Raw genomic sequence first — 17,655 nt, 5'->3', positions numbered from 1 at the left:
CGCTATCAAACTTTCGGTTGAGGTCCGGATCGCCGGCTCCGGCCTACGCTGGGCAGATCATGGATCCGCGTTCCCTCACCCCCGCCCTGCGTGCGCTGCGCCTCTGTCTGCACCTGCTGGTGGCGGGGCTGCTTGCACTCGCGGCGGTACGGGCGGACTCCGGGGCCGGGGTCGCGCTCGCGGCGGTGACGGGCGCGGTGTACGCGGCCGGGGCCTTCCTGCCCTCCGTACGGGACTCCCAGCGGGCCGCCGCGGTGTGGCTGGCCGTGCTGGGCGCGTCCTGGCTGGCGCTCCTCTGGGCGACCCCCGACGGGCTGTGGGTGGCGTTCCCGCTGTACTTCCTCCAGCTGCATCTGCTGCCCGTGCGCTGGGCGCTGCCCTCGGTCGCCCTGACGGCGGGCGCGGCGATCCTGTCGTACGTACGCCATGGGGCGCCCCTCAATCCCGGGGTCTTCATCGGGCCCCTGCTCGGCGCGGCCGTGGCCGTGGCGACGGTCCTCGGCTACCAGGCGCTGTACCGGGAGAGCGAGCGGCGCAGGCGGATGGTGGAGGAGCTGATCGCGACCCGGGCGGAGCTGGCGGCGGCCGAGCGGCACGCGGGCACGCTCGCGGAGCGCGAGCGCCTGGCGCGGGAGATCCACGACACGTTGGCGCAGGGGCTCTCCTCGATCCAGTTGCTGCTGCGGGCCGCCGAGCGGGCGCTGCCGGAGAGTTCGCCGGCCGCCGGGCACATCGAGGCAGCCAGGCGGGCGGCGCAGGACAACCTGGCGGAGGCGCGGCGGTTCGTACGGGCGCTGTCACCGCCGGACCTGGAGCACGGCTCGCTGGCGGCGGCCCTGGAGCGGCTGTGCGAGCCGACGGGGACCGGGCCGCGGGTGCGCTTCTCGGTGAGCGGGACGCCGGTGGAGCTGCCGACGCCGTACGAGGTGGCGCTGCTGCGGATCGCGCAGTCGGCGCTGGCGAACACGGTGCGGCACGCCTCCGCCGCGCGCGCGGAGATCACGCTGTCGTTCATGGACGCCTCGGTCACTCTGGACGTGGTCGACGACGGCAAGGGCTTCGACATCGCGTCCGTACGCCCGTCCTCGGACGGGGGCTTCGGGCTGCTGGCAATGCGCTCGCGGGCGGAGTCGCTGGGCGGCACGTTCACGGTGGAGTCCGCGCCCGGTCAGGGCACGGCCGTCGCCGTGTCCCTCCCCCTTCCCGCCGGAACACCCGCTGGAGTCTCCGCATGACCATCCGTCTTCTCCTGGCCGACGACCATCCGGTCGTACGGGCCGGGCTACGCGCGGTCCTCGACACGGAGCCGGACTTCACGGTGGTCGCCGAGGCGGCCACGGCCGAGCGGGCCGTGGAGCTAGCCGCCGCCGAGGAGGTGGACGTGGTCCTGATGGACCTCCAGTTCGGGTCCGGGATGCACGGCTCGGAGGCCACGGCGGCGATCACCGCGCGTACCGGTGGGCCGAGGGTCCTGGTCCTGACCACGTACGACACGGATGCGGACATTCTTGCCGCGGTAGAGGCGGGGGCCTCGGGCTATCTGCTGAAGGACGCGCCGCCGGAGGAACTGGCGGCGGCGGTCCGCACGGCGGCGGCGGGCCAGTCGGCACTGGCCCCGGCGGTGGCGCACCGGCTGATGGACCGGATGCGGACGCCCGCGGAGGCGCTGACGAAGCGGGAGCTGGAGGTGTTGCAGCTGGTCGGCGAGGGTCTGTCGAACCAGCAGATCAGCAAGGCGCTGTTCCTGAGCCAGGCGACGGTGAAGTCCCATCTGGTGCACATCTTCGCCAAGCTGGGCGTCGACTCCCGTACGGCGGCGGTGGCGACGGCAACCTCACGGCGCCTGATCCGGCGGTAGAGGCCGGAGGGGGTCACGCCTCACGCGGGGGCTCTCCGAAGAGTTCGACGGCCTGGCGGACTCCCGTCAGACCGTTCGACAGGGCGCTGACCGAGCCGATCGCGCCGGCGATCAGGAGCAGCGAGCAGCGCAGCCGCCGTACCTCCGGGACGCCGCTGACGGCCATCGCGTCAAGGGCGGCGAGCTCGTCCTCGGCGATGCCCCGGTCGGCGAAATCGACGCGGTGGCCCGCGAGTTCGCGGCGGAGCCGGGAGACGGCGGCACGCAGCTCCGCCACTCTCGGGTCCTCGCCGCCGCCGGTCGTCACACGCCTCTGCCCAACGCTCCGCAACAAACTTCTCCCCCTCGCACGACACTGTGCGCCGAACTCCACCGACCCACCCGACCCGTCGAACGATGGTCGGGCGCCCGGAGTCGCGAGCAAGTTAACGCCATCGCGCGCCCGGCGCGCCATATCGCGGGAACAATTCAGGCCTCCGTGTCATGCGGTATGCAGTCGGTATGACGAACACACAGCACTCCTCCCCCCTGGTGGCCGGTCTGCTCCTCGCGGCGGGCGGCGGACGGCGCCTCGGCGGCCGCCCCAAGGCGCTCCTGACCCATCGCGGCCGGCCGCTGGTCGAGCACGCGGTGCGCGTGCTGCGCGAGGGGGGCTGCGAGGTGATCCATGTCGTCCTCGGGGCCTCGGCCGAGCTCGTACGGGAGCGGGCGCAGCTCCCCGGTTGCGTGCTGGTCGACAACCCGGAGTGGGCCGAGGGCATGGGGTCCTCGCTGCGGGTGGGGCTCGCCTCGCTGGCCGCGGAGGCGCTGCCGGTGGACGCGGCGCTGGTGTCGCTGGTGGACCAGCCGGGGATCGGCGCGGAGGCGGTGGCGCGGGTCCGGGAGGCGTACCGCTCGCGCGACTCCCTCGCGGCGGCTTCGTACGACGGGAAGCGCGGCCATCCGGTGCTGTTCGGCGCGGACCGCTGGGCGGGGATCGCGGCGGGGGCGGTCGGTGATCAGGGGGCGCGGGACTACCTGGCGGAGCATCGGGATGCGATCACCCTCGTGGACTGTTCGGATGTGGCCGAGCCCTATGACATCGACACGGAGGCCGACCTGGCGCACCTTGAGTGAAGGGTGTGGCACTGAGCGCCATGTTCTGTCGATCCAGAGAATCTCGATATCAACAAACGATTGAACTTCCACTATGAGGAAACTAGTATCCACTGTTCAGAAGCGCCTGATCCCCCTGACGGCGCTCCGCGGCCGTATCTCGGCGCCTGCGGCACTCCGTGCCGATCCGTGACGCCCGGCGGCCGTAAAGGCACCGCCCAGCACCGCCCGTGAAGCCCGCTGAAGGAAGTGACAGTTCATGTCCGCACCAGCGCCGTCCCCCCTGGCCGTCGTCGAAGCCGAGCCCCTGCCGAGGCAGGAGGAGGTGCTGACCGACGCGGCCCTCGCCTTCGTGGCGGAGCTGCACCGGCGGTTCACCCCGCGCCGGGACGAGCTCCTCGCCCGCCGGGCGGAGCGTCGCGCCGAGATCGTCCGTACCTCGACCCTCGACTTCCTGCCGGAGACCGCCGCGATCCGCGCGGACGACTCCTGGCGGGTCGCGCCGGCCCCGGCGGCCCTGAACGACCGCCGCGTCGAGATCACCGGCCCGACCGACCGGAAGATGACGATCAACGCGCTGAACTCGGGCGCCAAGGTCTGGCTCGCGGACTTCGAGGACGCCTCGGCCCCGACCTGGGAGAACGTCGTCCTCGGCCAGGTCAACCTGATCGACGCGTACAACCGGAACATCGACTTCACGGACCCGCGCTCGGGCAAGACCTACGCCCTCAAGCCCGCCGAGGAGCTCGCCACCGTCGTGATGCGGCCCCGCGGCTGGCACCTGGAGGAGCGCCACCTGACCTTCGAGGGCCGCCCGGTCCCCGGCGCGCTCGTCGACTTCGGCCTGTACTTCTTCCACAACGCCAAGCGCCTGATCGAGCTGGGCAAGGGCCCGTACTTCTACCTCCCGAAGACGGAGTCGCACCTGGAGGCCCGCCTCTGGAACGACATCTTCGTCTACGCGCAGAACTACGTCGGCATCCCGCAGGGCACCGTCCGCGCCACCGTCCTCATCGAGACGATCACGGCTGCGTACGAGATGGAGGAGATCCTCTACGAGCTCCGCGACCACGCGGCGGGCCTCAACGCGGGCCGCTGGGACTACCTCTTCTCCATCGTCAAGAACTTCCGTGACGGCGGGCCGAAGTTCGTCCTCCCGGACCGCAACGCGGTCACGATGACGGCCCCGTTCATGCGGGCGTACACCGAACTCCTCGTCCGCACCTGCCACAAGCGCGGCGCGCACGCGATCGGCGGCATGGCGGCCTTCATCCCGTCCCGCAAGGACCCCGAGGTCAACAAGGTCGCCTTCGAGAAGGTCAAGGCCGACAAGGACCGCGAGGCGGGCGACGGCTTCGACGGCTCCTGGGTCGCCCACCCGGACCTCGTCCCGATCGCGATGGCCTCCTTCGACGCGGTGCTCGGCGAGAGGCCGAACCAGAAGGACCGGCTCCGCGAGGACGTCTCCGTGGCGCCCGGCGACCTGATCGCCATCGACTCGCTCGACGCGAAGCCGACGTACGACGGTCTGCGCAACGCCGTCCAGGTCGGCATCCGCTACATCGAGGCCTGGCTCCGCGGCCTCGGCGCCGTCGCCATCTTCAACCTGATGGAGGACGCCGCCACGGCCGAGATCTCGCGCTCGCAGATCTGGCAGTGGATCAACGCTGGCGTCGTCTTCGAGAACGGCGAGAAGGCCACGCCGGAGCTGGCCCGCAAGGTCGCGGCGGAGGAACTGGCCGCGATCCGCGAGGAGATCGGCGAGGAGGCCTTCGCGGCCGGCAAGTGGCAGCAGGCCCACGACCTCCTGCTCCACGTCTCCCTCGACGCCGACTACGCCGACTTCCTGACCCTCCCGGCATACGACCAGCTGATCGGCTGACCCGCACAGCGGCCGATCGGCACGCGGTATCCGCGAACTCGCGGTTACCCCGAAAAAACGGCTCCGCCCCTGGTGAACGCACAGCACCGGGGGCGGAGCCATTTTCGCTCCGGTGCGTTTCACAGGGCCCGTGACGCAACCGAAACCCGCCGCTACCTAGCGGTAACAAGCCACGGCGTGCCAGATTCCGCATGCCACCGGCCGGCGGCTGTCCCCCACTCCTCTGCACCGACGCAGGAGAACGCAGCCATGCCCAGAACCCCGCACCGCACGGTCCGAAGACTCGCCACCGTCGCCCTCGCCGTGGGCGGACTCCTGGCCGCCGGGGCGGCCCCCACCGCCGCCTCCGACGGGTCCGGGCCCACCGCCGTCGTGTCGATGGGCGACAGCTACATCTCCGGCGAGGCCGGACGCTGGCAGGGCAACAGCCTGACCACGAGCGGCAGCCGGAACGGCACCGACCGGGCGTGGACGGGCAGCACGTACGACCCCTCCCGGGTGTACGGCACGACGGCGGCGAACGGCTGCCACCGCTCCGACTCGGCCGAGGTGAAGAGCGCGGGCGCGATCGCCTCGACGCTGATCAACCTGGCCTGCTCCGGGGCGACGACCCAGAACGTCTTCCGCGCGTCGAACGGCGGCGTGGCGTACAAGGGCGAGGCGCCGCAGGCCGACCAACTGGCGGCCGTCGCCGCCTCCCACGACGTCCAGACGGTCGTGCTGTCGATCGGCGGCAACGACCTGGGCTTCGCCGACATCATCAGGACCTGCGCGACCGACTACATCGTCTGGTACTCGTACTGCCACGACGACCAGCAGGCCGAGGTCGACGCGAAGATCGACACCGTGATGGCGAACGTCGGAAAGTCCGTCGACGAGATCCGCGCGGTGATGTCCGGCGCCGGGTACGCCGCCTCCTCGTACCGGATCGTGCTCCAGTCGTACCCCTCCCCCATCCCGCGGGCCGCGGAGAACCGTTACGGCGAGAGCGGCTGGACGCGGACGAACACGGGCGGCTGCCCGTTCTGGGACCTGGACTCCGACTGGGCGCGCGACTCGCTGGTCCCGCAGGTCGCCAACCGGCTCAAGGCGGTCGCGGCGAGCAAGGGCGTGCAGTTCATGGATCTGCGCGACATGCTCCAGGGGCGCGAGGTGTGCGCGAAGGCCAGCAAGCAGGTCAGTTCGACGGTGCCGGCCTCGGCCACGAGCAGCGAGTGGGTGCGCTGGATCGACCAGAACGAGACCCAGGGGCCGATCCAGGAGAACGTACACCCCAACCACTACGGCCAGTTGGCGCTGGGCCGCTGTCTCGCGCTGATCCACGCCCAGCCGAGCGGGAACTTCTCCTGCCGCAACACCGCGGGGTCCGGAGCCTCCGGGATGTACCTGACGGCCGCGAACTGACGGCCGTCTCCTGACCCGTGTTCTGACGGCCGTCTCCTGACGGCCGTGTCCGACCCCCCACGGGGATCAGCGGGTGCGGCGGCCGCTCCGGCCGCGGCGCCGCGCCCGCTCCTTCGCCCGTTCCTTCGACCGCTTCGTCGCCGGCATCGGGATGTGGAGCGCACCGAGCGTCCGCTCCGCGCGGTACGGGTCGGCCTCCGCCATCTCCCTGACCAGGGCGTCGAGGCCGCCCGGCCAGCTCTCGGCGGCCGAGTCGAGGACCGTACGCCCCTCTGTCCGACGGCGGGAGAGCCGGTCCAGGATCAGCACGGCCCGGGCGGACAGCGGCACGCGCGTCTCGTCCGCCGGCTCGCCCCGGGCGCGCAGGACCCCGTACGCGTACGCGCCCATCACCGGGTCGTCGAGGGCGCCGCGCAGCGCCTCGACGGGGGCGGCCGCGGGGTCCAGGAAGCCGAACAGGGCGCGGGTGTCGGCGGCCTCGAAGGTGCCGGCGTTGACGGTGCCGAGCGCGTCGAGCAGCGCGGACCAGGCTTCGACGGTGTCGCCGTGCGCGTGCAGCCACTCGGCGAGGACCCGGGTGGCGGCGGAGGCGGACCAGCCCTCGGCGGCGGCGATCACGGTCGGAGCGTCCCAGGCCGCGGCCTCCTTGGCGTCGGGCGCCGCGACCCAGCGCACCCGCAGCAGATAGTGGAGGACCTCGACACCCCAGGGGGTGAGGCCGAAGGCGTCGCCGGCGCGGAAGACCATGCCGGTGGCGGCCAGCCGGTCGACGGTGGCGGCCATGGCCCGCGCGGCCGGTTCGAGGGCGGCCCGCTGCTCGTCCGTGACCTCGCTCCCGGTGAGCCGGGACAGCTCCGCGACGGGCGGGACCTGATACTCCTCAGGGGCCTGCGCCGGTACGAGGACGGGCGCGTCCTCCAGACGGGGATCGACCGGCCAGTCCTCGAACTCGGCCGCCCGGCGCGCGATCGACTCGGCGCAGGCGCCCCGCTGGTAGAGCGCGTACAGCAGGTGCGCGGCCTCGCCGTCGTACAGTCCGCCGTCCTCCGCCTTCATCTCCTCGACGGCCGCGGCGAGCAGATCGGCGCCCGCCTCGACGGACCGCTGGGGTTCGTGCGCCTCCATGCGCGGAGGCGGCACGGGGATGGAGGAGTCGCCGTAGTAGTTCAGGTGTTCGTCGAGGAGGGTGTCGGCGAGGACGAGGTGCGGGAAGGCCTCGGGCCCGGGCGCGAGATGGGCGTACGGTCCCGCGAGCGCGCCGGAGAGCCCTGCGGCGGTCCACCGGTCGACCAGCAGGCCCCCGATCTTGCCCACCCCGTGCGAGACGTCCCCGTCGGCCAGCAGCGGCCCTGCGGGCGAGGGCGACTCCGCGTCCCACACGTACGCGGCGGTGAGCGCGTCGGCGAGCAGCGTGTCCGCGAACTCGCTGCGGTACATCAGGTCGGCCCGGTTGAGCCCGTCGGGCGGCCGCACTCCGTCGTGTCCGGCGAGCCAGGCCCGTACGGCGGCGGGGTCGCCGGGGTCGGTCCCGTCGGCGCGCAGCAGGGAGGCGTACCAGCGCTGCCAGGTGTAGTTGGCGGGGTCGTTCATGGCCCGTTCGAAGTCGGGGACGATGTCCTCGATCGCGGCCACGATCCGCGCCTGCCGCTTCGCGTTGAGCCGCCCTGCCTCCCGCACGCGCTGCGTGAGGGCCACGAGCACGGCGGGATAGGCCGCCAGCTCCTCGGGCGTCGCGTACACGAAGGCGGGGGCGTCCTCGACGAGCAGCCGCCGCACCAGCTCCACGCTCGGTTCGGGCAGCCCGCTCCGCCGGTCGGCCCCGCGCAGGGACAGCAACGAGAGCATGGCGTCCGCGGCGCGCACGAACGAGGGGTCGCGGGACTCCGGTGTTCCGTCGAGGAACGCGTCGAGCCCGGTGTTGGTGAGCACGGTCCCTGCCACCTTTCCCAGGGTAGTTCCGGCACGCGCCGGACGACGAGGCGCGTGGCGGCGCCGTCATGGGACGACAACGGTCCGCTGGGCCGAGAAGTCACCCCAGGTGCCGTCGGGGAGGCGGGCGCGGAGTGTGACGCTGTAGCGGGTGCCGGGGGTGGTGGGGACCGTGAAGGTGTAGGCGGCGTCGGCGCGTGGGGGGTCGGTGCCCCAGATGATCGTGGTGGTGAAGGCTCCGTTCAGGTAGAGCTGGTGTTCCTTCACCGGGGCTCCCGTGTTCGGTGGAGTCCAGGTGAGGGTGATCTCGCCCTTCGTGGCCTTGGCCTTCAGGTTCGTGGGGGCTGTGTTGGGGGCGGCGCCCGGGGCCGGGGTGGTGGTGAGGTCGGCGGGGGTGCTGTCCGGGGAGGAGTTCTCGGCGGCGTCGCGGGCGCGGACCGTGAAGGAGTAGACGGTGCCGGGGCGCAGGCCGGTGAGGCGGGCGGTGGTGGCCGTGCCGGGGACGGTGTGGATGCGGGCGTCGGCCTGGTAGACGTCGTACGCGGTGACCTTGGTGTCGTCGCGGGCCGCCTGCCAGGTCAGGGTGGCCGCGTGGCTTCCCTCGGGGGTGGCACGCAGGGCTCGCGGGGCCGTCGGGGGTGTGCGGTCATCGGCCGTCGCGGCGAGGGTGGTGGCGGGGACGGTCGTGCTGTGCGCGGAGCGGTTTCCGGCGGCGTCGCGGGCGCGGACCGTGAAGGCGTACGGGGTCGCGGGCGTGAGGTTCACGATGTCGGCCATGAGCGTGGTGGCGGGGACGTCCTTGACCTTGCGCCCCTGCTGGTAGACCTCGTAGCCGGTGACCGCGCGGTCGTCGGTGGCCGCGTTCCACATCACGTGGACCGTGTGGGCGCTGCCGGAGGCGGCGGTGACGCCCGTGGGGGCGGTGGGGCCGCGGGTGTCCTTGGCGGGGCCCGGCGAGCAGGCCGTGAGGGCGAGTGCGACGGCGGTCAACACGCTCGTGGCGAGCGGGCGTTGCACAGGAATGCCTCCGTCCGTCGACTTGGTCCAGACCTGTATGGCACGGGGCGGCGGCCACGGCAAGAGGGCGATTGTCAGTGGCGTGCGCTTCACTGGATTCGTCACTCTCCGTGATCAGAAGTGGGGGAAACATGACGGACCGTACGACCTTTGTGACGCTCGCCGGACTCCGTGCGCGCGGCTGGACCGACGCGATGGTGCGTGACCTTCTGGGCGAGCCCGATGTGCAGGGGCGGGATCCGCGGCGGTGGTCGATCGCGCCCGTGCGGCTGTACCTGGTGGCGCGGGTGGAGGCGGTCGAGCGGACACCGGAGTTCACCCGCTGCGCGGCCGACTCGGGGCGGCGCTCCTCCGCCGCGGAGGCGGGGGCCGAGCGGCGACGGCGGGCGGTGCTCGCCGCGATCCGGGCGCAGCCCATCGAGGTCCCCCGGCTCCCGGCGGCGGAGCTGGAGCGGCGCGCGGTGCGGCACCGGCACCTGCTCGGGGCCCGCAGCCCCGGCGGGGTGGCGGCCGGGGCGCTCGTGCGGTGGCAGGTGAGCTATCTGCGGCACGCCCTGTCGCGGTACGAGACGCTGCTCGACGGCCTGTACGGAACGACGGGGCGAGCGGAGGCCGAACGGCTGCTGCGGACGAGGCTCTACGAGGCGATCGGGCGGGCCTATCCGGCACTGGCCGAGGAGTGCGCACGGAGGGCCGCGGCCGAATCCGGCCGCGCGGGACCGATGAGTTCCGACGGACGCGGGGGTCACTGATGCATGGAGAACAGGACACAGGACGAGCCCGCAGCCACTCCCGTCGACCTGGGTGCGGCGGCGGAGCGGATGACGCGGATCGTCGCGGCCGTCGGCGACGAGCAGCTCGACGGCCCGACACCCTGCCCCGCGTACGCGGTACGGGATCTGATCGCGCACGTCGCCGGGCTGAGCCTGGCCTTCCGCGACGCGGCACGCAAGGACCTCGGACCCACGACGAACACCCCGCCCGGCCCGACGATGCCCGCCCTGGAGGACGACTGGCGCGCCGCCCTGCCGAAGGCCCTCGCCGAGCTGGCCGCCGCCTGGCGCGAGCCCGGCGCCTGGGAGGGCGAGACCGAGGCGGGCGGGGTCACGCTCCCGGCCGCCGTGATGGGACGCGTCGCCCTCGACGAACTCCTCGTCCACGGCTGGGACCTGGCCCGCGCGACGGGCCAGGAGTACGAGGCGAGCGAGGAGGAACTGACGGTCGCCGAGGCCCTCCTGACTCCGGAGGACGCTGCAAGTGGTGACGGCTTCTTCGGTCCCATCGTCCCCGTGCCGGCGGGCGCTCCGCTCCTGGACCGGGTGATCGGGCTCAGCGGACGCGACCCGGGCTGGCGCCCGGAGTAGCCGGCACATCGGGCGGCCGGGGGGCGGCGGGGGTCAACTCCTTTGCGCGGAAGGGGTGTACGGGCGCGGGAAGTGCTGATAGGAAAGCTTCCTAACAACCGCCCTTTCTCCAGTGGAGGCCCCGGTGCCCAACCCCCATAAGCGCACCGCGATTCACGTCCTGCTCGGACTCGCCATCGTCGCCGCGCCGACGACCGCCGTCGCGGCCACGTCGGACGGCGACACCGGCGCTCACACCCGGTCGAGCGCGGCCGCCCCCGTCGCCCCGGCGGCGGTCGGGCTCGACGACCCGGCGAAGAAGGAGATCGCCATGAAGCTGGTGTCCAGCGCGGAGAACTCCTCGCTGGACTGGAAGGCGCAGTACAAATACATCGAGGACATCGGCGACGGCCGCGGCTACACGGCCGGCATCATCGGCTTCTGTTCCGGGACCGGCGACATGCTCGACCTCGTCGAGCTCTACACCGCGCGCGAGCCCGGCAACGTCCTCGCGAAGTACCTGCCCGCCCTGCGCAGGGTGAACGGGACGGACTCGCACGCGGGCCTCGGCTCGGCGTTCGAGCGCGACTGGGCGAAGGCCGCCCAGGACTCCGACTTCAAGAAGGCCCAGAACGACGAGCGCGACCGGGTGTACTTCAAGCCGGCCGTGAAGCAGGGCAAGAGCGACGGCGTCGGCGTGCTCGGGCAGTTCGTCTACTACGACGCCATCGTCATGCACGGCGACGGCACCGACTCGACCAGCTTCCGCAACATCCGCAAGAAGGCCCTCGCGAAGGCCAAGTCCCCGGCCCAGGGCGGGGACGAGACCACGTTCCTCAACGCCTTCCTCGACGCCCGCGTGTGGGCGATGAAGCAGGAGGAGGCGCACAGCGACACCAGCCGGGTCGACACGGCCCAGCGGGTGTTCCTGCGCAAGGGGAACCTGAACCTCGACCCGCCGCTCGACTGGAAGGTGTACGGGGACAGCTTCCACATCGGCTGACCCTCACCGCCGACACCCGCCGTCACCGTCGTTACCGCCGTCGCCCCCGTCAGCCCCGTCAGCCCCCCCCGTCACCGCCGGCCCGTACTCAGGGCCGGTGCCATGACGCCGCCGGATCGCGCTGCGCCAATACGCGTGCGATCCGGCGGCACGCGGCCGGGACGGGGGCCACGACGGGGACGTCGAAGCGCTCCCGCAGCTCGTCCGCCGCCTCGGCCAGCGGGCCTCCGCCGATCACGACCGCCCGCGCCCCGTCCCGTACGACACACGCACGCACCGCCTCCGCCAACTCCTCCCGCAGCGCCTCGGGGTGTTGGCGGAGCAGCCCGGGATCGCTCCGCGTCAGCCGAATGCCCGTGTACCGGTCCGCGAGGCCGAGCGCTCCGATCCTCCGGGCGATCGCGTCCGCCAGGCCCGGGGTCGTCGTCGCCACGCCGAACCGCGCTCCCCCGGCCGCCGCCTCCGCGCAGGCCGCCTCCGCGAGGCCCACGACCGGGACCCCGGCGAAGGCCCGCAGCTCCGCCACGCCCGGGTCCCCGAAGGCTCCCACCACAAGCCCCGCGCAGTCGCCGGCCGCCAGCGCGCGGCGCGCCGCCGCGACCACCTCGGGTACGGCGCCCCTCAGGGCCTCCTCGTCGAGCAGCATCGGAGGCCCGTGACGTACCGTCACACCCCGTACCGCGCCCAGGGTCAGGGTCCGGCGGGCGATCGCGGTCATCATCGCCGTCGTGTCCGCGCAGGTGTTGGGGTTGATCAGCACCACCGAACGTGCCGCCGAACGCCCGCGGCCGGTCCCCGCGTCAGACGCGGGGACCGGCTCGACGGCTGACGGGGACGCGCTCAGTGGACGTGCGCCGTCTTCGGCGTACGGGTCTCGGAGATCTCCTCGCCCGGTTCCATGGGTGCGGTGACCGTGTCCTCGTCCCGGCGCCCGCCCAGGTGGTTGAAGACCAGGTTCAGCAGGACCGCCGCGACGCAGCCGGTCGAGATGCCCGAGTCCAGGATGATCTTCGCGGTCTCCGGGAAGGCGTGGTAGAACCCCGGCGCCGTGATCGGGATGATGCCGACGGCCAGCGAGACCGCCACGATCAGCACGTTGTTGTCCTTCTCCAGACCGGCCTTGACCAGGGTCTGGATGCCGCTCGCCGCGACCGATCCGAAGAGGACCACACCCGCGCCGCCGAGCACCGGCCGCGGGACGACCGAGATCAGCGAGGCGGCGATGGGCGAGAGGCCCATCAGGACCAGGAAGGCACCGCCGCAGGCGACCACGAACCGGCTGCGGATCTTCGTCATGGCGACAAGCCCGATGTTCTGGGCGAAGGCGCTGCACATGAAGCCGTTGAAGAGCGGGCTGAGGGCCGAGCCGAGGGTGTCGGCGCGCAGACCGGCCGCGATGGTCTTCTCGTCGGCGGGCCGCTCGACGATCTCGCCGAGCGCCAGCATGTCGGCGGTCGACTCGGTCATCGAGACGAGCATGACCACGATCATGGAGACGATGGCGGCGAGCGCGAACTGCGGGGCTCCGAAGTGGAACGGCGTCGGGAAGCCGATCACGGACGCCTCCGCCACCGGGCTGAAGTCCGTGACACCGAACGGGATCGCGATGAGCGTGCCGATGACCAGACCGACCAGGACCGCGATCTGCTTCAGGAAGCCGCGGGTGAAGCGCCGCAGCACCAGAACCACCACGAGCGTGATCGCGGCGAGGGTGAGATAGGTCGTCGAACCGTAGTCCTTCGCCGTCGGATTGGGCCCTTGGGCCCAGCCGAAGGCGACCGGCAGGAGCGAGACACCGATGAGGGTGATCACCGTGCCGGTGACGACCGGCGGGAAGAAGCGGACGAGCTTGGAGAAGTACGGGGCGGCTATGAAGCCGAGGAGACCCGCGACGATGATCGCGCCGAAGATGATCGGCAGAGCGTCGGCCTTGTCGTCCGTGGTGTCGACAATGGCGAGCATCGGCGCGACGCCGGCGAAGGTGACGCCGTTGACGAACGGCAGCCGGGCGCCGATCTTCCAGATGCCGAGCGTCTGGAGGAAGGTGGCGAGTCCCGCGGTGAAGAGGCTGGCTCCGGTGAGGAAGGTCAGTTCGGCGCCGGAGAGTCCGACGGCCGCTCCGACGATCAGGGGCGGGGCCACCACCCCCGCGTACATGGCGGCCACGTGCTGGAGGCCGCTGGTGAACATCTTCAGGGGCGGCAGAGTCTCGTCGACCGGATGCTTCTGGTCTTCGGTGTCGGCGCCTGCGTCGTGCGCATCATTGCGAAACCTGGGCTTGGTGGCCACGGCGGTTTCCTCCGGTCGGGTAACACGTCGGCGAAAACGTGGGTGTCATGGAGGTGGTGCAAAGCGGTGCAGGTGGTGCGCCTCACGGGTGCGGCTCATGAGGAAGGGAGCGATTCGACCGTCCGGGGGGTGCCGTACCTCTTTACGTACGGACACCCCCCGTCCGGCCGGCCATGGGCCCCGCTCGGGTCCATGGCGACCGACCGAGGGCCGTCCCCCTCGGTCGGACTCCTTGGGGAGGTCAGCCCTGGGCCGTGATCCGGGCCAGGCGCTGGGCCTCCGCGCGCGCGTCGCGCGCGATCTGCTCCTCGTCCGCGAAGAGCAGGCGGTTGTTCTCGACGATCTGCTTGCCGTTGACGAACGAGGCCGTCACCGGGGCGGCAGCGCCGAACACGATCGCGGTGACCGGGTCGGCGATCGAGGAGTGGCCGAGGCCGTCGATCTTCCAGAGGACGAAGTCGGCGAGCTTGCCGGCCTCCAGAGAACCGATGTTGTCGGCGCGGCCGAGGACCTGGGCGCCGCCGTACGTACCGAGGCGCAGGGCCTGACGGGCGTTGAGCGCGGCCTCGCGGTGGGCGCCGAGGCGGTTGACCAGGAGCGCGTTGCGCAGCTCGGTGTGGAGCTCGCCGGACTCGTTGGAGGCGGTGCCGTCGACGCCGAGGCCGACCGGGACGCCCGCCTTGAGCATGTCCGGGACCCGGGCGATGCCGGCGGCGAGACGCGCGTTGGAGGAGGGGCAGTGCGCCACACCCGTACCTGTACGGGCGAAGGCGGCGATGTCGGAGTCGTTCATGTGGACGCAGTGCGCCATCCACACGTCCTCGCCGAGGTAGCCGGTGGACTCGAAGTAGGCCGTCGGGCCCATGCCGAACAGCTCGTGGCAGAACTTCTCCTCCTCGACGGTCTCCGAGCCGTGGGTGTGCATGCGCACACCGAGGCGGCGGCCGAGCGCCGCGCCCTCGCGGAGCAGCTCGGTGGAGATGGAGAAGGGGGAGCAGGGGGCGACGGCGATCTGGGTCATCGCGTCGAAGGAGGCGTCGTGGTGCTTCTTGACGGTCTCCTCGGTCGCGGCGAGCGCGCCCTCGGTGGTCTCGACGGCGAAGTCCGGCGGCAGGAAGCCGTCCTTCTCGCTCATGTCCATCGAGCCACGGGCGAGGGTGAAGCGGACGCCCATGTCCCGGGCGGCGCCGATGATGGCGCCGGACAGGTCGCCCGAGCCCTTCGGGTAGACGTAGTGGTGGTCCATCGCGGTGGTGACACCACCGCGGGCCATCATCGCGAGGGAGCCCTGCGCGGCGACGCGGACCATCGACTCGTCGATGCGCGACCAGGTCGGGTAGAGCGCGACCAGCCAGTTGAAGAGGTTGTGGTCGGTGGCCAGACCCCGGGTGATCCACTGGTAGAAGTGGTGGTGCGTGTTGATCAGACCGGGCGTCACCAGATGACCGGTGGCGTCGATCCGGCGGACCACGTTCTCCAGGTTCTCGGGGGCCTTGCCGGCACCGAGGGACTCGATCTTGTTGCCCGCGACGACCAGGTAGCCGGAGGCGTACTCGGTGTCGTTGGCGTCTACGGTCGCGATCGCGCAGTTCTCGATGACGATGCGCTCGATTGCCGAAGGTGCTGCCATGGCGGTGCTTCCTTCATTCCTCAGGGGTGGTGTGGGCACGGCAGGACCCTAGGAGGATTTGAGTGCCGGGACCGCGTGACGGCTCCGGGTGCCGAGAGAGTGGAAGAACAGAGGGAGAGCGGCGAGCGGGATGAGGCGCGCCCTCGACGGGCGCCCGCACAGAGCGCGACTGGTGGAACGTGGGCCTTCGGCGGATGCCGGCCCCGTTGCGGGCTGTGCCATGGGTACCGTCCCTCCGGTGGTGGCGGCCCCCGCCCGACTGCGGGCGGGCGGGGGCGGCCACGCGGGTGTCGCTCAGAGGTTGGTCATGTCGACCGGGATCTGCGCCGTGGCTCCGTCACGCAGCACGGTGGCCTCGATGAGGCCGTACATGCGGTCGGCGGCGTAGTAGACCTCGTTGTCGTTCTTCAGCCCGAAGGGCTCGAGGTCCACGAGGAAGTGGTGCTTGTTCGGGAGCGAGAAGCGGACCTCGTCGATCTCCGAACGGTGGTTGATGATGCGCGAGGCCATCTGGTACAGCGTCTGCTGGAGCGAGAGGGAGTACGTCTCGGCGAAGGCCTGCAGCATGTGCTTCCGCGTCTCGGCGTAGCTGCGCTCCCAGTTGGGCATCCGCTGGTCGTCGTCGGTCCAGTTGAAGCGCCAGCGACCGGACACCTGCGTGGCCAGGATGCGGTCGTACGCCTCCTGCAGCGTCGTGTACTTGTCCTTGATGTAGCCCCAGAACTCCGAGTTGGTGGAGTTCATGACGATGAGGTCCTTGAGGCCGGAGATGACCTCCCACTTCTCACCGTCGTACGTGATCTGGGTGACGCGGGTCTCCTGGCCCTTGCGGACGAAGGAGTGGTTCACCTCGTCGGAGCCGATGAACTTGGAGCTGGCGTCCGAGGTCGCGATGCGGTCCCAGGCGTACTCCTCGATCCGGATCCGGGCCCGGTGGATCGGCTCCTGGCTGGTCACGAAGTGACGCGCCAGGTGGATGCCGAACTGCTCGGCCGACTCGATCCCGTACTCCTTGGCGAAGGCGTACACGGTGTTCTTGGTCGTGTCGGTGGGCAGGCAGTGGGCGTTGGAGCCCGAGAGGTGGACGTCGTCGAGGTCGCCGGAGAGGGCGACGGAGACGTTCAGGTCCTTGATGTGATGGGTGTCGCCGTCCCGCGTGATCTTGACGACGCGGTTCTCTGCTTTGCCGTACTGGTTCTGGCCGAGAATCGTGGGCATGTCTGCTAGCTCCCTCGGTAAACGGAGTAGCCGAACGGGTTGAGCAGCAGCGGTACGTGGTAATGCTGCCCCGGCTCGACGGCGAACGTGATCGCCACCTCCGGGAAGAACGCACCGCTGTCCCTTACGCGGGGGGCGTCCTGCTGCGCCTCGGCTTGCTTCTTCGAATTCTGGTTCAGGAAGTACGCCTCGGTCTCGAAGTCGAGACGTACGTGGGTCGTACCCTCCGGCAGCGCCGGCAGGTCCTTGCAGCGCCCGTCCGCGTCGGTGGCGGAGCCACCGAGCGTGACCCACTGCGCGTCGGAGCCGCCGCGGGCCGCGAGCGTGATGGCCACGCCCTCGGCGGGGCGGCCGATGCTGGTGTCCAGGATATGGGTGGACACCGAGGCGGTGGTGTCGGTGCTCATGCGCTCTCTTCCTCAACGCTTTCTACGAGGCGGGTCAGGCGGATGCGGTTGATCTTGCCCAGTTCGGTGCGGACGATCTCCCGCTCCTGCTCGGGCGTGTTCTCGATCCGCTCGCGGACCGCGTCGCGCATCTGCTCGCCGGTCCTGCCGGTGGCGCAGATCAGGAAGACATGACCGAACCTCTCCTGGTAGGCCAGGTTGAGTTCGAGCATCTCGGCCTTGAGCTCCTCGGAGGCACCGGCCATCCCGCTCTGCTCGCGGGAGGAGGTCGGGTCCCCTGCCTTCGGACGACCGATCGGCGGGTGGCCCGCCATCGCCTCGGCCAGGTCCTCGGCGGTCAGCTCGGCCATGGCGGCGTCGCTGGCGGCGAAGAGGGCTTCGGCGGTGGTGTACGGGCGCTGGGCGAGGATCTTGCTCCCCCACGCCGAGCTGGAGCACACCTCGTGGAGAGCAGCGAGAGCGTCGCTGTCCGCCGAGGTGTTGAACCGGGCGAGGCCCGGTGTCGTACCTGAAGTCACGGGAAGCCTCCGTGGCTGTTTTTCGCTGTGCGTCGGACGGGCTGCGGATAGCTAACGCCCTC

General features: G+C 71.4%; 17 protein-coding genes. 8 read left to right on the top strand and 9 right to left on the bottom strand.

All coding sequences use genetic code 11. The features are described 5' to 3' along the window. Positions 1 to 59: 59 nt before the first annotated feature. Both ACZ4VI_RS19435 and ACZ4VI_RS19430 read left to right on the top strand, forming a co-directional pair. Positions 60 to 1,235 (top strand): sensor histidine kinase, encoded by a 1,176-nt coding sequence (locus ACZ4VI_RS19435; protein WP_468000642.1) that lies wholly within the window; start codon positions 60 to 62, stop codon positions 1,233 to 1,235. Beyond that, positions 1,232 to 1,858 (top strand): response regulator, encoded by a 627-nt coding sequence (locus ACZ4VI_RS19430; RefSeq protein ID WP_468000640.1) that lies wholly within the window; start codon positions 1,232 to 1,234, stop codon positions 1,856 to 1,858. The genes ACZ4VI_RS19435 and ACZ4VI_RS19430 overlap by 4 nt, the downstream gene beginning before the upstream one ends. A 13-nt stretch (positions 1,859 to 1,871) precedes the next feature. Here ACZ4VI_RS19430 and ACZ4VI_RS19425 read toward each other — a convergent pair whose 3' ends face one another. Then, positions 1,872 to 2,192, bottom strand: coding sequence for a DUF5955 family protein (locus ACZ4VI_RS19425; RefSeq protein WP_468000638.1), 321 nt, complete (start codon positions 2,190 to 2,192; stop codon positions 1,872 to 1,874). Between the two features lie 167 nt (positions 2,193 to 2,359). On the opposite strand from ACZ4VI_RS19425, the gene ACZ4VI_RS19420 reads away from it, so the two are divergent. The 3 genes from ACZ4VI_RS19420 (at position 2,360) to ACZ4VI_RS19410 (ending at position 6,239) form a co-directional block, all read left to right on the top strand. Further along, positions 2,360 to 2,974 carry a nucleotidyltransferase family protein gene (locus tag ACZ4VI_RS19420; RefSeq protein ID WP_468000636.1) on the top strand — a complete coding sequence of 205 codons (615 nt, stop codon included), beginning with the start codon at positions 2,360 to 2,362 and terminating at the stop codon, positions 2,972 to 2,974. A 238-nt stretch (positions 2,975 to 3,212) separates the two neighbouring features. Continuing rightward, positions 3,213 to 4,835, top strand: a complete 1,623-nt coding sequence (gene aceB, locus ACZ4VI_RS19415) for a malate synthase A (RefSeq protein WP_468000635.1) — start codon at positions 3,213 to 3,215, stop codon at positions 4,833 to 4,835. 249 nt (positions 4,836 to 5,084) lie between these two features. Continuing rightward, positions 5,085 to 6,239: a GDSL-type esterase/lipase family protein gene (locus tag ACZ4VI_RS19410; protein WP_468000634.1), complete on the top strand. Its 1,155-nt coding sequence runs from the start codon at positions 5,085 to 5,087 to the stop codon at positions 6,237 to 6,239. Between the two features lie 66 nt (positions 6,240 to 6,305). Here the strand turns inward: ACZ4VI_RS19410 and ACZ4VI_RS19405 are convergent, their stop codons facing one another. Both ACZ4VI_RS19405 and ACZ4VI_RS19400 read right to left on the bottom strand, forming a co-directional pair. Next, positions 6,306 to 8,180, bottom strand: a complete 1,875-nt coding sequence (locus ACZ4VI_RS19405) for a hypothetical protein (RefSeq protein ID WP_468000632.1) — start codon at positions 8,178 to 8,180, stop codon at positions 6,306 to 6,308. Between the two features lie 54 nt (positions 8,181 to 8,234). Further along, positions 8,235 to 9,185 carry a fibronectin type III domain-containing protein gene (locus ACZ4VI_RS19400; protein WP_468000631.1) on the bottom strand — a complete coding sequence of 317 codons (951 nt, stop codon included), beginning with the start codon at positions 9,183 to 9,185 and terminating at the stop codon, positions 8,235 to 8,237. 131 nt (positions 9,186 to 9,316) lie between these two features. Here ACZ4VI_RS19400 and ACZ4VI_RS19395 point away from each other — a divergent pair, with 131 nt between their 5' ends. From ACZ4VI_RS19395 to ACZ4VI_RS19385, 3 genes are all read left to right on the top strand, one after another. Next, entirely contained in the window at positions 9,317 to 9,937 is a 621-nt protein-coding gene (locus ACZ4VI_RS19395; protein ID WP_468000629.1) for a hypothetical protein, read from the top strand. A gap of 3 nt (positions 9,938 to 9,940) precedes the next feature. Then, entirely contained in the window at positions 9,941 to 10,549 is a 609-nt protein-coding gene (locus ACZ4VI_RS19390; RefSeq protein WP_468000627.1) for a TIGR03086 family metal-binding protein, read from the top strand. Positions 10,550 to 10,673: 124 nt separating this feature from the next. After that, the gene (locus ACZ4VI_RS19385; protein WP_468000626.1) at positions 10,674 to 11,531 is read left to right on the top strand and encodes a chitosanase; all 858 of its coding nucleotides are present in this window, start codon (positions 10,674 to 10,676) and stop codon (positions 11,529 to 11,531) included. An 88-nt stretch (positions 11,532 to 11,619) separates the two neighbouring features. Here the strand turns inward: ACZ4VI_RS19385 and ACZ4VI_RS19380 are convergent, their stop codons facing one another. From ACZ4VI_RS19380 to uraD, 6 genes are all read right to left on the bottom strand, one after another. Further along, the gene (locus tag ACZ4VI_RS19380) at positions 11,620 to 12,291 is read right to left on the bottom strand and encodes an aspartate/glutamate racemase family protein (RefSeq protein WP_468000625.1); all 672 of its coding nucleotides are present in this window, start codon (positions 12,289 to 12,291) and stop codon (positions 11,620 to 11,622) included. A gap of 80 nt (positions 12,292 to 12,371) precedes the next feature. Then, the gene (locus tag ACZ4VI_RS19375; protein WP_468000623.1) at positions 12,372 to 13,820 is read right to left on the bottom strand and encodes a nucleobase:cation symporter-2 family protein; all 1,449 of its coding nucleotides are present in this window, start codon (positions 13,818 to 13,820) and stop codon (positions 12,372 to 12,374) included. Between the two features lie 241 nt (positions 13,821 to 14,061). Beyond that, positions 14,062 to 15,450: an 8-oxoguanine deaminase gene (locus ACZ4VI_RS19370; protein WP_468000621.1), complete on the bottom strand. Its 1,389-nt coding sequence runs from the start codon at positions 15,448 to 15,450 to the stop codon at positions 14,062 to 14,064. A 294-nt stretch (positions 15,451 to 15,744) separates the two neighbouring features. Next, positions 15,745 to 16,668, bottom strand: a complete 924-nt coding sequence (gene pucL / locus ACZ4VI_RS19365) for a factor-independent urate hydroxylase (RefSeq protein WP_468000619.1) — start codon at positions 16,666 to 16,668, stop codon at positions 15,745 to 15,747. Between the two features lie 5 nt (positions 16,669 to 16,673). Beyond that, complete coding sequence (uraH, locus tag ACZ4VI_RS19360; RefSeq protein ID WP_468000617.1) at positions 16,674 to 17,075, bottom strand: hydroxyisourate hydrolase; 402 nt, start codon at positions 17,073 to 17,075, stop codon at positions 16,674 to 16,676. Next, complete coding sequence (gene uraD / locus ACZ4VI_RS19355; RefSeq protein WP_468000616.1) at positions 17,072 to 17,593, bottom strand: 2-oxo-4-hydroxy-4-carboxy-5-ureidoimidazoline decarboxylase; 522 nt, start codon at positions 17,591 to 17,593, stop codon at positions 17,072 to 17,074. The genes uraH and uraD overlap by 4 nt, the downstream gene beginning before the upstream one ends. Positions 17,594 to 17,655 lie beyond the last annotated feature (62 nt).

The organism is Streptomyces sp. NPDC029169 (assembly GCF_055563935.1).
The sequence above is the reverse complement of the archived record's forward strand: the minus strand, read 5'-3'. Positions and strand labels throughout refer to the sequence as shown.